This is a genomic window from Pseudoalteromonas luteoviolacea NCIMB 1942 (genome assembly GCF_001625595.1).
Taxonomy (GTDB): domain Bacteria; phylum Pseudomonadota; class Gammaproteobacteria; order Enterobacterales; family Alteromonadaceae; genus Pseudoalteromonas; species Pseudoalteromonas luteoviolacea_A.
In genome coordinates this window covers 1-15,111 of the sequence record NZ_AUXT01000002.1, presented here as the reverse complement: position 1 = coordinate 15,111, position 15,111 = coordinate 1, and the positions used below count along the sequence as shown (strand labels likewise).

Annotated in this window: 14 protein-coding genes and 1 tRNA gene; 9 read left to right on the top strand and 6 right to left on the bottom strand. The window is 41.6% G+C overall.

The features are described 5' to 3' along the window. Positions 1–851: 851 nt before the first annotated feature. Positions 852–1,244 (top strand): hypothetical protein, encoded by a 393-nt coding sequence (locus N482_RS00485; protein ID WP_231100754.1) that lies wholly within the window; start codon positions 852–854, stop codon positions 1,242–1,244. Here N482_RS00485 and N482_RS00480 read toward each other — a convergent pair whose 3' ends face one another. From N482_RS00480 to N482_RS00455, 6 genes are all read right to left on the bottom strand, one after another. Continuing rightward, positions 1,245–1,874 (bottom strand): hypothetical protein, encoded by a 630-nt coding sequence (locus tag N482_RS00480; protein ID WP_063375233.1) that lies wholly within the window; start codon positions 1,872–1,874, stop codon positions 1,245–1,247. Between the two features lie 411 nt (positions 1,875–2,285). After that, positions 2,286–2,507 (bottom strand): hypothetical protein, encoded by a 222-nt coding sequence (locus N482_RS00475; protein ID WP_063375232.1) that lies wholly within the window; start codon positions 2,505–2,507, stop codon positions 2,286–2,288. 118 nt (positions 2,508–2,625) lie between these two features. Further along, positions 2,626–4,290 carry a group II intron reverse transcriptase/maturase gene (gene ltrA, locus N482_RS00470; protein ID WP_063375231.1) on the bottom strand — a complete coding sequence of 555 codons (1,665 nt, stop codon included), beginning with the start codon at positions 4,288–4,290 and terminating at the stop codon, positions 2,626–2,628. Positions 4,291–5,363: 1,073 nt separating this feature from the next. Next, entirely contained in the window at positions 5,364–7,013 is a 1,650-nt protein-coding gene (gene groL, locus N482_RS00465; RefSeq protein ID WP_063375230.1) for a chaperonin GroEL, read from the bottom strand. Positions 7,014–7,074: 61 nt separating this feature from the next. Next, a complete protein-coding gene (locus N482_RS00460) occupies positions 7,075–7,362 on the bottom strand; it encodes a co-chaperone GroES (RefSeq protein WP_023400700.1) in 288 nt (95 codons plus the stop codon). Between the two features lie 167 nt (positions 7,363–7,529). After that, complete coding sequence (locus N482_RS00455) at positions 7,530–8,045, bottom strand: FxsA family protein (protein WP_063375229.1); 516 nt, start codon at positions 8,043–8,045, stop codon at positions 7,530–7,532. A 241-nt stretch (positions 8,046–8,286) separates the two neighbouring features. On the opposite strand from N482_RS00455, the gene cutA reads away from it, so the two are divergent. The 8 genes from cutA (at position 8,287) to N482_RS00415 (ending at position 14,976) form a co-directional block, all read left to right on the top strand. Then, positions 8,287–8,607: a divalent-cation tolerance protein CutA gene (gene cutA / locus N482_RS00450; RefSeq protein ID WP_063375235.1), complete on the top strand. Its 321-nt coding sequence runs from the start codon at positions 8,287–8,289 to the stop codon at positions 8,605–8,607. Continuing rightward, positions 8,607–10,427, top strand: coding sequence for a protein-disulfide reductase DsbD (locus N482_RS00445; protein ID WP_063375228.1), 1,821 nt, complete (start codon positions 8,607–8,609; stop codon positions 10,425–10,427). Before cutA ends, N482_RS00445 begins: the two co-directional genes overlap by 1 nt. Before the next feature lie 217 nt (positions 10,428–10,644). Further along, positions 10,645–11,106 carry a type II 3-dehydroquinate dehydratase gene (gene aroQ / locus N482_RS00440; RefSeq protein ID WP_063375234.1) on the top strand — a complete coding sequence of 154 codons (462 nt, stop codon included), beginning with the start codon at positions 10,645–10,647 and terminating at the stop codon, positions 11,104–11,106. A 19-nt stretch (positions 11,107–11,125) separates the two neighbouring features. Next, complete coding sequence (gene accB, locus N482_RS00435) at positions 11,126–11,587, top strand: acetyl-CoA carboxylase biotin carboxyl carrier protein (protein ID WP_063375227.1); 462 nt, start codon at positions 11,126–11,128, stop codon at positions 11,585–11,587. Between the two features lie 20 nt (positions 11,588–11,607). Next, positions 11,608–12,948 (top strand): acetyl-CoA carboxylase biotin carboxylase subunit, encoded by a 1,341-nt coding sequence (accC, locus tag N482_RS00430; protein WP_063375226.1) that lies wholly within the window; start codon positions 11,608–11,610, stop codon positions 12,946–12,948. A gap of 185 nt (positions 12,949–13,133) precedes the next feature. Next, a tRNA-Ile gene (locus N482_RS00425) sits at positions 13,134–13,210 on the top strand. A gap of 228 nt (positions 13,211–13,438) precedes the next feature. Continuing rightward, positions 13,439–14,404, top strand: a complete 966-nt coding sequence (locus N482_RS00420; protein WP_063375225.1) for a hypothetical protein — start codon at positions 13,439–13,441, stop codon at positions 14,402–14,404. Between the two features lie 2 nt (positions 14,405–14,406). Further along, positions 14,407–14,976: a LemA family protein gene (locus N482_RS00415; RefSeq protein WP_063375224.1), complete on the top strand. Its 570-nt coding sequence runs from the start codon at positions 14,407–14,409 to the stop codon at positions 14,974–14,976. Positions 14,977–15,111 lie beyond the last annotated feature (135 nt).

The window sequence follows — 15,111 nt, the reverse complement described above, 5'->3', positions numbered from 1 at the left end:
AGATTTTTGAACACTACCTTAATTATGTATAAATATATTGTAGACATCATGCTGCAAACCTTAAAAAAGGTGCATAAAAATCCACCTAGACATCTACATTCAACAATTAATATTCGATAAAGTATTGGAAAAAGTAAGTTCAAACACCGCAGACCCCATAGAACAAACCCACTTCGCTTAACATTAAGCTTTAAAAGAAACTAATGCAAAACTTTATAGCGCATTTTTTATGGCCTAAAAACAACACATGGGCGTTAAATCGATACCCCACTTTATACCCCTAAAATGATCACGCTTTAGCAAATTTCAGACACAAAAAAAACCTAGCATCAATGCGTTAGGGTTTTTATAAAAAGCGATTTGGACCGATTTTTACTACACCATACCGCCCATGTAGAACTTAAGCTTTTGTTTCTATTAAACTGTTAACATGGGAAAAAGTAGCGATACCCCACTTTATACCCCTAGGGTAAAATAAAGAGTAAATTTATTTATTTTTCATCCCGTTAGCTATATCAATAGCGCGCTAACCAACAGTTCTAAGGCTCTGAAGCAATTCAATATAAATTATTTAATAACAAATAGTTATGATGCTAGTAATCATATAATTAGAAGTAAATTTTTAACCACCTTGTATTGTAATAAGAACATAGATAAATTAAAATTTTCTCCGTGTTTGATTCTGAGAAATGGCTTTCAAGAGTCAAGTTACAAAATCACTCACTTTTTCTCGTCATACAAAATCACTTATGTTAGCGACATTGGTTAGCACTTCTGCTATATCTTATGCTCAAGTCGAAGGTGGATGAGTTCAAAGAGCTGAAGCGGTCGCTAAAGCTGAAGGTATTACTATGGCTGAGCTGCTAGACCGTTCTGAAAGTGGCGAACTAGACGTAAATCAAAGAGCCGCTGAATTAAATGCTGAATGGGGACGCTGCGAGACCTATAAATATACAAAGTATGCAAGTGCTAAAGTAGATCAAGAAATCACTCTTACCCGTTTCTCAAGCTTTGGCAGTACTTGTAACTCTTACTTTTTCACAATAGAAAGAAACTACGATGGCCATGATATGGAGTTAATTTTATACCGTGATGACAGAGAAATTGATCGAGGTACCCATATTGGGAGATACCTTCCTCGTGGCAGCTATCGATTAACTCTGATAAACAATGGCGGCGGTACAAGTACACTGGCGGTGTGCGTTACGAATACAGCGAGAATTAATTTATATCACGCAGGCTAATTAAGTCTGCGTATCAACAAGTTTAGTTTCTTGGCTTTTTAGGAAATTGATCACTTTCTCTTGATACTCTTGGAGAAAAGATTCTGAAGTGATTTTAGCCACTGTTTGCTGCTTCTTTTGAGCATTTCCCAACATACCATGAAATGAGCGGTAGTTCTCTTTTTCCATCTGTGCCGCGCCTTCTACATGATCTACAAAGAAGTCGATAATATTTATTTTTTCGTCGGGCTTGAAACCTTTTTCCTCAAAATTAACGCCATCTAAAGAACCTTTCACCCCCATTACATCAGACCAAAAAGTGTCACGTAAGCTCCCTGTATACCCACTCGACCGTGCTATATCAGACTCCAACGTTCGAATTGCGTCAACAATACCTTTAAATTCATTGATAGACATGTTCTCAAAATCAAAGCCTTCAGGATTAAGTAGGGCATTGTATGGTGAACTGCTCGGCGCATCACCTGAAAATGCAGCAATAGAAACAGGCTCATCAGATACTTGTTTCTCTTTGGTAACTTTAGCCTGATTAGGCTCTGACTCCGTTTTTACGGGCGCAGCAAGCGGTTGTATAGGTGTTGATGTTGACGTATTCGTTGTTGACGCCGAGTGGATATTAAAATTAATAGTCATAAAAGCTCCTTTTTGTACTGCCTTAGTATCGGCAGTATTCCTATTTTACTTTAGCATATTGTGTTCGATTTTATGGCTGTTATACATCGGCTTGTTAGCCCATCTAAGCATGTTGCCGATTATGAGCCTATTTGTGTGAAACAGCACAAAGCACATTTTTTACAACACATGGGCGTTAAATCGATCCCCCACTTTATACCCCTAAAATGATGGCGCTTTAACAAATTTCAGACACAAAAAAACCCTAACATCAATGTGTTAGGGTTTTTCAAAAAAGCGATTTGGGCCGATTTTTACTGTCGGGTAAGGAGCAGCCATTGCTGGCTACCCCTCCCCTAAGAACCGTACGTGCGAGTTTCCCCGCATACGGCTCAAGCCTTTATAAGTCAGTACCTAAGTACAGACCGGCGACTACTTCAAAAATCCCTCTTCTCCGCAGTTTTCTATAGGGTGAATATCAAATCTTTTAATGTCACTACCTACATAAACACTTGCTGAGTTATTTGCGAGAACTGTAAACTTTATCACTGTATCACCAATCGTTGTAATGGTTACTGCAATTGGTGAGCGTGATTCAAGGTTAACAGTTTGACCCATTTCCACGGGGATTTTTTCGGGTGTTACTTCATTCATAATAAACTCCAAAGCAAATCATTCTATTGTTGGCAAAACTACAAACTATCAATGCAATAAGTTATACAACAACCGATATAACAAATTGAAATAAGCATATACCAAAAATAAATAACAATCAAATTGTGCATCTACTATGCAATTGCCTATGACAATTGGGATGCAACAACACTAAGTTACTTAGCTCATCCGAACCACCTTTTACCTTTTCCACAATATGATGGATATTCCATCCTGTTTCTTTGGTAATATTCTGGCGGCACAGTGGGCAGCGATGCTGTTGTCTGAGCCATAGCGTTAACACTTTACGCTTACCTTGCATTGAATCACGCCAAGCTCGCTCAAGGCGCTGCTCGAAATATGTTTCAAATGCTAAGTCATACGGATTAGCGTCCGCTTTAATCTTAGTGTGTCGCTTTATCACAGTGTCATTGGTGTATATCAATCGCTTATCAAAACCGTCGATTGTTATACCGGAAAATGTCCAGTTGCGTTTGCCCACAGATTTAAAGTACTTAGACTTAATCCAGCGCTTGCGCCTGTTGGCATGACGCCTTCGACACCATTGCCACAACATTTTCCAAACCCGATAATCCACATAGTTAAAGGTTTCTTTCGCAACCACATGTCGATGATAGTTAGCCCAACCCCGTAACACCGGATTGAGTTGTGCTATCAACATACTGGAAGCCGCTGTTTTGTTATCCGTCACTATGCTTTTCACTTTATGAAGCAAGTTGCGTAAGTTCTTTCGGCTTGGCTTAATTAAAAGCTTACCTTGGTATTTACGTAAGTTTTGCCCCAAGAAGTCAAACCCGTCTTCTATATGCGTGATCACCGTTTTTTCGGGCGATAACTGTAACCCTCGCTCGGCCATAAAGGCTGTTACGAGAGGTTTAACTTCCTCTTCTAAAAGCTCTTTCGAGATCCCAGTAATGATGAAGTCATCAGCGTATCGCACGTAGTTGACCTTGGTCTTGTAGCTGGCTTTGGTATTTTTCTTCCCAAAATGAGATTCAAGTACCGTTTCCAGCCCATCAAGTGCCAAATTAGCCAACACTGGAGAGATTATCCCTCCTTGTGGTGTGCCCGCTTCCGTCGGATTTAATTTACCGGATTCCATAAACCCCGCTTTTAGCCATTTTCTGAGTACTTGTTTATCCAATGGGACATTGGCAAGTAGCCAGTTATGACTAATGTTATCGAAGCACCCTTTAATATCCCCCTCTAACACCCATTTAGCAGAATGCTTGCGACTGAGATTCACAAAACATTGCTCAATCGCATCTGCTGTAGAGCGCATAGGGCGAAAGCCATAACTATTTCTGTCTGCGGTGGTTTCCGATACAGGCTCTAGTGCCAGCAGGTATAACGCCTGCATGGCTCTGTCGAGCATGGTCGGTATCCCAAGCGGTCGGCGTTTACCGTTCGCTTTAGGAATATAAACCCGCCTCAACGGTTTGGGCTTATAGCCCTTACGCGTTAATCGAAACAGCGCCAGCCATTTACTTTCAGGTGTACTCCATAACTCCCCATCGACACCGGCAGTCCGTTTGCCTCGATTTTCAGTTACTCGTTTAACTGCCAAAACTTTGGCTGCAAACGAGCGCACCAACATGCGTTGCAGGGCTTTCACCTTGCGCCACTGTTGTTGCTTAGTCGCCTTTGCGATCCGTACTTGTAGCCCTCTCACCTTTTGCTCAATTGAATACCAATTAATGGTATGCCAGCTGTGCGCCTGATGGGAGAACGCAGGTACTTGGAACATACATTCCGCACTCATCTTGCTTTCCTCCATAACCACAAAATGGAGAAAAGCCAAACCCTTACGGGGATAGCTAATCCCCTCTTGGGTTAATTTATTAGATGGCTTTACATGCCTTCACACAATTAAAGACCAGTCTGAATTTGGCACCCTTTCGAGTCGGAGCAAATTTCGAACTCCTATCTGAACCATTACAGTTCAGCATTCGCTTGGTCAGACATCCTTTACCCACTTATCCAACAGTATTTCTTACGAAATACCTGCCAAAGAATTAAATTTTCTGGCAGATAATTGGGCTTACCGAGTTCCATTGTAATTACACGAGCAACTTAGGTTCTACCTATTCACCGATGGTCAAATGACGACGTAATCCCAGATGTAAAAGGATTAACCGACCACGTACCTTTTGGTTAGAGCGTATCAACAATATTTCGCTCTTTGCGGTTGACGGTGTTTATCAGTAGTTCACTTACGTTAACCATATTGCCCAGCCTAGCCTTCAACCAGCTTATTGTTAGCCAATTACGACAACTCTCACGAGTAAATCGCCGCTTTCGCAGAAGTACATTGTCAGGAAGCTTCGCACCATACCGTTACCAGCATCGCACTATCCCTAGGCTACAGTTAGTCGTATAACAGGTCTCGCTACCGAAATGCCTAAACAAACGGTGAGACAATAATTACAACAGCTTATGCCCGTAGGTCATAAACTCCAGTTGGTTTTGGAACATATAAGAACTGCTATAGGCATACGCCTATATTTATATGAAGTGATAGTTAAATAAAATGAATACACCTTATAGGTGCTACGAGTGATGAACAGTAGTCCTCATCTACACAAAGGGGTACTTTGTGCCAATCATTTATTTTAAATCTATACTTAAAGGTTCGATGACTAGTAAGCCTCGTTATTTATCCAATTGTTTAAACAATTGCACGACATATCAACTCCTTAGAGTGATATTCCGGCAATCGTTAAAACCCCAATTGCCGGAGTCGATTACTAATTTTGCAGGTGGTGGAAGTGAGTACGTAAGTACTCACTGACAGATAGTCCTGCTAGGCTAGCGACCTACGCGACTCTCGTCGCACTACATCATACCGCCCATGCCGCCCATGCCACCCATGCCGCCCATGTCTGGTGCAGCAGCCGCTTCATCCTTTGGAATTTCAGCAACCATCGCTTCAGTTGTGATCATAAGACCCGCTACTGATGCCGCGAACTGAAGTGCAGAACGCGTTACTTTAGTTGGGTCAAGGATACCCATTTCAATCATGTCGTCGTACTGACCGTTTGCCGCGTTGTAACCATAGTTACCTTCGCCAGCTTTAACAGCATTAACAACAACAGATGCTTCGTCACCTGCGTTTGAAACGATTTGACGTAAAGGCGCTTCCATCGCACGTAGTGCAACATTAACACCGTGGTTCTGATCTTCGTTTTCACCTTCAAGACCTGCGATCTTGCTAGCAACACGAACTAGTGCAACACCACCACCTGGTACAACACCTTCTTCAACCGCTGCGCGAGTTGCATGTAATGCATCTTCAACACGGTCTTTCTTCTCTTTCATTTCAACTTCAGTTGCTGCGCCAACTTTGATTACTGCAACACCGCCTGCAAGTTTTGCCATGCGCTCTTGTAGTTTTTCTTTGTCGTAGTCAGACGTTGCTTCTTCGATCTGTGCTTTGATTTGTGATACGCGGCCGTCGATTGCAGCTTGTTCACCAACACCGTCGATGATAGTTGTATCGTCTTTAGTGATAACAACGCGCTTAGCTGTACCTAAGTCTTCTAGTGTCGCTTTTTCAAGCTCTAGACCGATTTCTTCAGAAATTACAGTACCACCAGTTAGGATAGCAATGTCTTGTAGCATTGCTTTACGACGGTCACCGAAACCAGGCGCTTTAACAGCAGCTACTTTTACGATACCACGCATGTTGTTTACAACTAGCGTTGCCAGTGCTTCACCTTCAAGGTCTTCAGCAATGATAAGAAGTGGCTTGCTTGTCTTAGCAACACCTTCTAGTGTAGGAAGTAGTTCACGGATGTTAGATACTTTCTTGTCTACAAGTAGAATGTGTGGGTTGTCTAGTTCAACTTGGCCTTTTTCAGCGTTGTTGATGAAGTATGGAGATAGGTAACCGCGGTCAAACTGCATACCTTCTACAACGTCTAGCTCATTTTCTAGAGATTGACCTTCTTCAACCGTGATAACGCCTGATTCACGACCTACTTTTTCCATTGCTTCAGCAATGATATCACCAATTTCTTTATCAGAGTTTGCAGAGATAGTACCTACCTGTGCAATTGCTTTAGTATCAGCACATGGTGCAGAAAGCGCTTTTAGTTCTTCAACCGCAGCAACAACTGCTTTGTCGATACCACGCTTAAGGTCCATTGGGTTCATCCCCGCTGCAACAGACTTAAGGCCTTCGTTTACAATTGATTGTGCCAGTACTGTCGCGGTTGTGGTACCGTCACCCGCTGCATCATTTGCTTTTGATGCAACTTCTTTAACCATCTGTGCGCCCATGTTCTCAAACTTGTCTTCAAGCTCGATCTCTTTCGCTACAGATACACCGTCTTTAGTGATAGTTGGTGCGCCGAATGACTTATCAAGTACTACGTTACGACCTTTAGGACCCAGTGTTACTTTTACTGCGTCAGCTAATACGTTTACGCCCTGAAGCATTTTAGTGCGAGCGTCACTTGCAAAACGAACTTCTTTTGCTGCCATGTTTTTATTCCTCTAAATTCTTTTCGTTAAAAGCTACTGTGTTTTTCTTACAAGCTACTGCTTAGCCAACAATACCTAAGATATTGTCTTCACGCATGATCAGGTATTCTTGACCTTCGATCTTTTCAGTCTTTTCAACATATGAGCCGAATAGTACTGTGTCACCTGCTTTTACTTCTAGTGCTCTTACTTCACCACTGTCCAAAACGCGGCCATTACCTACAGCAACAACTTCACCGCGAGTTGATTTTTCAGCAGCTGAGCCAGTCAATACGATACCGCCAGCAGATTTAGTTTCTTCTTCTAGACGCTTAACAATAACGCGATCATGTAAAGGACGAATGTTCATTGATTTAGTTCTCCTAACTTTTCTGAACAAGGACAGAATAATCTGTTTACTCAGAGTGAGTCGTGGCCCTACTATGCGGCGCTCAACACGACTTTCTGGATTAATTTATAACTTGCAATTCTAGATGGGGGTGGATATTTAAAACCCAAGAGAAAAATTAAAAAATTTTAATCTTTTCTTTGATATTCACCTTCAATAGTCGTGTTTGACTGAGATTCAGATTGCGGGGCTTTGCGCTCAAAAGGATCAAATTTTTGCTCTTGAAACGGCGCTTGAGTATCTTGATGTGTGTGCTGTTGGCCAAAGCCTTGAGCTGAACTCTGCATTTTTACGCTGGCTTGTTCAATTAAGGTCTTGGCAATTTTTTGTCTAATCATAGGGGTCAATAACATAAAGCCCAATGCGTCTGTCATAATACCTGGGGTCATTAAGAATACGCCTGCGATGATCACACACAATCCAGTAAATAAATCTTGGCCTGGTAATTGGCCTGATGCCATCTGCTTCTGTACATTGGAATAGGCTCCAAGCCCTTGCTGCTTAACTAGCTTAGCACCCAGGATTGCCGTAGCAATAACAAGTGCAATCGTCGCAAATCCACCAATGACATCACTGATCTGGATCAGCAATGCTATTTCAACAATTGGTACAACAATAAATAGTAGAAAAAGAACTTTAAACATAGATTCTCCAAATAAACTGAAATAGATGTATGGCTTCTCAGGTCTAATTTCAAGCTTACGGTCAGCATCCAATAACACTTTGGCTTTTTTATTTTGCTCTAAACAGCACAGTACTTTGCAGCTTAGAGCAAAGCCAAATAGGAAAGTTCAGAGTATATAAATGCAACTCAACGAGCACACCTTGGGATCCAAGTTGTCTTTCGATACTATATGGGCACAACGAAATAGTCGGCAAAATACGATGAGTACTCCATACAGATTAGTCATGACGACTTGTGATAGCAAAGATAATGCAAAGCACATCGCAGCGCATTTAGTGTTAAATAAATTAGCAGCTTGTGTGAACATATTGCCCCAATTAGAGTCAATCTACATGTGGCAAGGAGAAGTCACACAAAGTGACGAATTTAAATTACTGATCAAAACGAAATCCGCACTGGTTAATGATGTCATTGAAGTGATCCAAACAGAGCATAGTTACGATGTGCCTGAAGTACAGGTCATAGAAATAACCGATGGTGCACAACAATACTTTAACTGGATGGAAGAGGTACTGAATTAATGCGACTGACGACGCTTGTTTTTTCTTTTTTTACGCTGCTGTTTATAGGTAGCTTTCAGGCTCAGGCCAATAACAATATGCTAGATAGCTTACTGGCACCACAGCAACAAACATTTTTACCCGTCGACCAAGCCTTTCAGTTCGACTTTGACCAACAAGGTAGTGTGCTGTTTACCGGTTGGGACATTGCGCCAGGCTACTACATCTACAAGCATAAACTTGAGTTTGTAGGCAAAGGGGCGGAAATAAAAGTGCCTGAGCTTGCAAAAGGCAAAATGATCGAAGATGAGTTTTTTGGCCGCACCGAAGTTTATTTTGACGAACTTTCAGTGGTTTCTAAGTTGTCAAATGTAGGTCAAGACGCCATGGTAAAAGTGCGTTACCAAGGCTGTGCTGAAGCAGGGCTTTGTTACCCACCTGAGATTATTGAAATTCCATTAACTGCATTTGGAGGCTCAAGTGATGCTGTAACCGTATCAGCACCGACTACAGATACGACACAACAGAAAAAACAAGTATTAACGCTCGCGCAACAAGATGACGACGAATTATCGTTTAATGAACGTTTGGCGCAACAGAGCTTTGCCGCCAACCTAGGTGCATTCTTTTTAGTGGGAGTGTTGTTAGCATTTACGCCATGTGTCTTCCCAATGTTCCCTATTTTGTCTAGTTTGATTGCGGGCCAAAAGAACCTTTCGACCAAAAAAGCCTTCTCTCTTTCTTTTGTCTATGTGCAAGGCATGGCGGTTACATACGCAGCCCTAGGTTTAGTGGTTGCGTATTTTGGTGGCCATATCCAAGGCTATATTCAACATCCTGCTGTACTGATTAGCTTCAGTATCTTATTCATTATTTTAGCCTTTGCTATGTTTGGTTGGTTTGAACTGCGTTTACCGAATGGCATGATGAGCAAACTAACTGAGATCAGCAATCAACAAAAAGGTGGTAATTATACCGGCGTATTTATGATGGGTGTTCTTTCAGGCCTTATCGCCAGCCCCTGTACGACGGCGCCGCTTTCAGCTGCATTACTTTATGTTGCACAAAGTGGCGACTACCTTGTTGGTGGTTTAACTTTATATGCATTGAGTTTAGGTATGGGGCTGCCACTGCTTCTACTAGGTACGTCTGGTGGCAAGTTACTCCCTAAAGCTGGCGGTTGGATGGAGCAAGTTAAAACCCTATTCGGTTTCTTGATGCTATTTGTACCTCTAATTTTGCTTGAGCGTATTTTAGACTTCGACATCATTGTCATGCTGGCATCGGTGCTTGCCATTGCCACAGCGCTATATCTACATTACTGGCAAAGTGGCCAGCAACAAGGTAAAGGCAAAACAATTTTGTGGGCGATGTCCATGACTTTGTTTGTCACGGCCTTTTTAATGGCTCAGTCAGTGCTATTCAAACAGCCGGTTTCCCAAGCGACAGTGGTGAGCACACAACTGGAAGAGAAGAAGTTTAGACTCATTGAAGGGCTCGATGGTCTGAATACCGAGGTTGCAAAAGCCAACCAACAGGGTCAGATTGCCGTTGTGGATCTTTATGCTGATTGGTGTGTCGCATGTAAAGAGTTTGAGAAATATACGTTCCCAGAAGCTGAAGTACAAAAAGAGTTCCAGCATTTTGAGTTATTAAAGCTGGATCTGACAGAAAGTAACGATACGACTTTTGAGATCATGGACTATTTCACGGTCTTTGGTTTACCAAGTATGTTGTTCTTCGACAAAGAAGGCAATGAAATCCCTGAACTTCGCGTAACTGGCTTTATGAACGCCGAAGACTTTGCCGAACACCTACGTAAAGTGCGCGATTACCAGTAAATTCCTTTCCCTTCCTCACGCCTACTTGAGTTTGGCCATCAAGTAGGCGGCACTTTATGTCTGATTAGACCAGTATTTTGCTGCTATTTACCTCGAACACTCTATAATAGTTCACGAACGTGAGAAATATTTGCTATTTATCGCGCAAGCGCTTAAGTTAGGTAAAGCAAAAGACGAAAAGTCGATTTATTTCCCATTTAAAGGAATTTCACGCATTATGTCAGCAAATTTTAAGGTTTTAGTACTAAATGGCCCCAATTTGAATATGTTAGGGCGACGCGAGCCAGATAAATATGGCACACAAACCTTAGCTGAGATAATGCAGTCACTGGTAAAGTGCGCAGAACAACACGATGTGATGCTGACTCATTTTCAAAGCAACAGTGAAGCTGAGCTGATTAATACTATCCACGACCATTATGGCAAAGTGGACTGCATTATTATTAACCCAGCAGCTTTCACACACACTAGTATCGCAATGCGCGATGCGTTGCTCAGTATCAGCGTCCCATTTTACGAAGTGCATATTTCTAATGTGCACGCACGCGAGCCATTTCGTCACACCTCATACTTTTCGGATGTGGCGAAAGGCGTAATATGTGGATTAGGTGCAACTGGCTATCAAGCCGCATTGATGGCAGCTATTGACCAGTTGCGCAACCAAAATAACTCAAATTAACTAACAGGCGGGCCAAGTTATGGATATTCGCAAGATTAAAAAGCTAATCGAACTAGTAGAAGAATCAGGTATTGCAGAGCTAGAGATCACCGAAGGTGAAGAGTCAGTACGTATCAATCGTCACAGCAGCGCGCCTGTTGTAGCTCAACCTCAACAATTTGCAGTACCAGCGGCAATGGCGGCACCTGTGGCAGCACCTGCGGCTCCAGCAGCAGAAGCACCTGCAGCAGAAGCGGCGACACCAGCGGGTCACCAAGTTAAGTCTCCAATGGTTGGTACTTTCTACTCTGCATCTTCTCCAACAGCAGCAGCATATGTTGAAGTTGGTGCTAAAGTTAATGTTGGCGACACACTTTGTATCGTTGAAGCAATGAAGATGATGAACCAGATCGAGTCTGACAAGGCAGGTACTGTTAAAGCTATCCTAGTTGAAAACGGCGAGCCAATTGAGTTTGATCAACCTCTATTCATCATCGAATAATTCCCAAGAAGGCAAACACTATGTTAGATAAAGTAGTCATTGCAAACCGAGGTGAGATTGCACTTCGCGTATTGCGTGCCTGCAAGGAGCTTGGGATTAAAACGGTGGCTGTGCACTCGACAGCTGATCGTGACCTTAAACACGTTCTACTTGCAGACGAAACAATTTGTATCGGTAAACCAGCAGCTGCTGAAAGTTACCTTGATATTCCGCGTATTATCGCTGCGGCAGAAGTAACTGATGCGGTTGCTATCCACCCAGGATACGGTTTCCTATCAGAGAACGCTGACTTTGCTGACCAAGTTGAGCAAAGCGGTTTTATCTTTATCGGCCCTACTGGCGATACTATCCGCCTGATGGGTGACAAAGTTTCTGCAATCGAAGCAATGCGCAAAGCCGGCGTACCTTGTGTTCCGGGTTCTGACGGTCCACTAACAGAAGACAATGAGCGCAACGTACAAATCGCTAAACGTATCGGTTACCCTGTTATCATCAAAGCAGCAGGCGGCGGCGGTGGTCGTGGTATGCGTGTTGTTCGCTCTGAAGATGAGTTATTGGATTCAATCGCTCTTACGCAAACAGAAGCACATCAGTTCTTCGGTAATGGCATGGTATACATGGAGAAATTCCTTGAAAACCCACGCCACATCGAAGTACAAGTACTTGCTGATGGTCAAGGCAATGCGATTCACTTAGGTGAGCGTGACTGTTCAATGCAACGTCGCCACCAAAAGGTAGTTGAAGAAGCACCAGCACCGGGTATTACAGCAGAAATGCGTAAGTTCATCGGCGACCGTTGTACACGTGCGTGTATCGAAATCGGTTATCGTGGTGCAGGTACATTCGAATTCCTATATGAGAATGGCGAATTCTACTTCATCGAAATGAACACTCGTATTCAGGTAGAGCACCCAGTAACAGAAATGGTTACAGGTGTAGACCTAATCAAAGAGCAATTAAAAATTGCAGCAGGCCAACCTTTATCAATCACACAAGACGACGTAGTGATCAAAGGTCATGCTATTGAATGTCGTATTAACGCAGAAGATCCTGAGTCGTTCATTCCGTCTCCGGGTAAGATCACGCGTTTCCACCCTGCTGGTGGTCTAGGTATTCGTTGGGACAGCCACATTTACGCTGACTACACGGTACCACCGCACTACGATTCAATGATTGGTAAACTGATCACTTATGGTGAAAACCGTGATGTTGCTATTGCTCGTGCACGCAACGCGCTAAATGAGCTTGTGATTGACGGCATTAAGACAAATACGCCGTTACATCAAAAGATCCTAGCAGATGAAAACTTCCAAAATGGTGGGACAAACATCCACTATCTAGAGAAGAAGCTCGGTCTTTAAGACACAGTAGCTAAAAAAGCCGGTCACCCCGGCTTTTTCTTTATTGGGAACTTATCCGGTTGCCTTTTTATTAATCAATTGAACAAGATAAGCTAGATTTTTCGGCTTTAGCTAGTGACAAGTGTGTAAAAAGTTCATATACTGCCAGCGCTTCAAAAGATTGTTTTAACACAATCGCAAAAAATGGCCCTATAGCTCAGTTGGTTAGAGCACCCGACTCATAATCGGTAGGTCCCTGGTTCGAGTCCAGGTGGGGCCACCATTTACTCTCATAAAAAATAAAATCAAAAACTTAAATAAAGTCAGCGTGTTTTTGTTCCACCCTTCAGTTTATTTGCTCCACCTTTTTTGTCAATTCTATTCATACAAGCTATTAGACTTTACTAATATCCACATACATAAGGGTCACACACCAAATATTGACAACCTATTTACAATGATAAAAAATATAATCTAATCATGCAGATGATAGAAAATTAAAGATGGAACTATGACAGACCCATTAAAGGAACACTTAGCTAAATTAACCCTACTTTCACATCAAGCTGCAACAAAGCAAGATATCAAGCATATAGCTTCACTTATTGAAAAGTTTAGTCAAAGCCATTCATATCAGAAAAAACAACCGATTGTCTTAGGAACACTTCTTTTTTCAGCAATTATTGGGACAGCAACATTCATTGATGGTAGTCAAGAAAGTGTCAGCCTCACAATGGGTGCCGTATTCATAGTTTCGTTGCTTATTTTTCTGACTCGCTCTTTGCAAGCTACGTCTGTTGGCAAAGAGATATTTCGCAAAGCTATAGAGATTGAGAATGAACTAGAATGCCAAACATTTGATGGAAAGAAACTCTGGTATGAACTCAGGAAAAAATTCTCAGTTTTTAATGAAGGTGACGAAGGTCAGCATATAACTGCGTTATACAATTCAAAGACGGAATGCGGTGAAGCATTTTCTCTTTTCCAATTCACATACGTTGAAGTTAAAGAAGAGGAAGAGACAGACAGCGATGGCAATACAACCAAAAAAACGACCAGAACTACATACCATAAGTATGGACTCTTAAGTTCAATACCTAATTTATCTGCGTTGTCGATAAACGCAAAGTTCTTCAAAGGTAAATGGAATAGTGCTAGCAAAAAGTTTAATCGCATGTTCAGAGTAAGGTGTGAGTCTGAAATGTTACCTGCAAAGCTATTCACTCCATCAGTGATCCTAGAGTTTGAGGAACGCTTTAAAGCACTCAAAGCTTTTGAAGCCAATAATGAAGAGCAATGCTTTGTGTTCTCTTCAAAGATCATGCCTTCAACTTTTGTTAAAGGCTCTATAAAGAAAACTTCTGAGTTTATAGATAGCTTAGAGAGCCCACCAAAAATAGCTGAACTTCAAACAGCAAAAGAGCTAATAAGCTACATAAACTCTAAAGTGAACAAAAATTTAAAAAAAGTGAGTTAAATATGGAAAACCCTATTATTTGGATTAGTTTAGGTATTGTTGTACTGGCGATTGTTATCATGCACAACACCATCATTAGCAGAATGAATAGAGCTAAAAGAGCTTGGGCTGATGTAATTACTTATGAAAAATTAAAAGGAGATGTATTACCTGAGCTTCATGAAGTAGCAAATGAGTTTAAAGAGTTTGAAAGTGGTTTTATTCAGAAAGTTACCAGTATGAGAGAAGCCATTTCAAGCTTAGATAATAATGTAATAGATCTTAACGCATTAAAAAATGCTGAAGAGCTTGCCAAAAGTGTTGCCTCTTCTCTTAAAGCGACTGCTGAAAACTACCCAGAATTAGGCTCTTCTCAAATTATCATGGATCTTATGGCACAAATTGCTGATAAAAATGAAAATGTAGCAGCTGCGATTACAATTTATAATAGGGGCGTGGAAGACTTTAATAATTCAATAGAGATGGTGCCATTAAACTTGGTCAACTCAATGTTTTCTCGTAAAGAGAAACTAAACACATTTGTGCAGTCAGGTACTGTCGAATCTTATGATTATAAGCCCAATTTTTCGTAATTAATTTTTGAAACTTCGGTAATGTTCATCAAGGTAGGTAATGTTCAAAAATCTGTGTTATTTCAGTAAACTGGTAAAAATAGGAATGACACATGACAACTCAATTCAACTTTGATGATGCTGTTAAAGCTCTTC

Bases quoted from the DNA above. Each gene is read 5' to 3' on its own strand.
- N482_RS00420 (WP_063375225.1), top strand. From the start codon at position 13,439: ATGACAGACCCATTAAAGGAACACTTAGCTAAATTAACCCTACTTTCA.
- N482_RS00455 (WP_063375229.1), bottom strand. From the start codon at position 8,045: ATGTTTAAAGTTCTTTTTCTACTATTTATTGTTGTACCAATTGTTGAA.
- accB (WP_063375227.1), top strand. From the start codon at position 11,126: ATGGATATTCGCAAGATTAAAAAGCTAATCGAACTAGTAGAAGAATCA.
- aroQ (WP_063375234.1), top strand. From the start codon at position 10,645: ATGTCAGCAAATTTTAAGGTTTTAGTACTAAATGGCCCCAATTTGAAT.
- N482_RS00475 (WP_063375232.1), bottom strand. From the start codon at position 2,507: ATGAATGAAGTAACACCCGAAAAAATCCCCGTGGAAATGGGTCAAACT.
- N482_RS00485 (WP_231100754.1), top strand. From the start codon at position 852: ATGGCTGAGCTGCTAGACCGTTCTGAAAGTGGCGAACTAGACGTAAAT.
- accC (WP_063375226.1), top strand. From the start codon at position 11,608: ATGTTAGATAAAGTAGTCATTGCAAACCGAGGTGAGATTGCACTTCGC.
- groL (WP_063375230.1), bottom strand. From the start codon at position 7,013: ATGGCAGCAAAAGAAGTTCGTTTTGCAAGTGACGCTCGCACTAAAATG.
- ltrA (WP_063375231.1), bottom strand. From the start codon at position 4,290: ATGAGTGCGGAATGTATGTTCCAAGTACCTGCGTTCTCCCATCAGGCG.
- N482_RS00460 (WP_023400700.1), bottom strand. From the start codon at position 7,362: ATGAACATTCGTCCTTTACATGATCGCGTTATTGTTAAGCGTCTAGAA.
- N482_RS00445 (WP_063375228.1), top strand. From the start codon at position 8,607: ATGCGACTGACGACGCTTGTTTTTTCTTTTTTTACGCTGCTGTTTATA.
- N482_RS00480 (WP_063375233.1), bottom strand. From the start codon at position 1,874: ATGACTATTAATTTTAATATCCACTCGGCGTCAACAACGAATACGTCA.
- N482_RS00415 (WP_063375224.1), top strand. From the start codon at position 14,407: ATGGAAAACCCTATTATTTGGATTAGTTTAGGTATTGTTGTACTGGCG.
- cutA (WP_063375235.1), top strand. From the start codon at position 8,287: ATGAGTACTCCATACAGATTAGTCATGACGACTTGTGATAGCAAAGAT.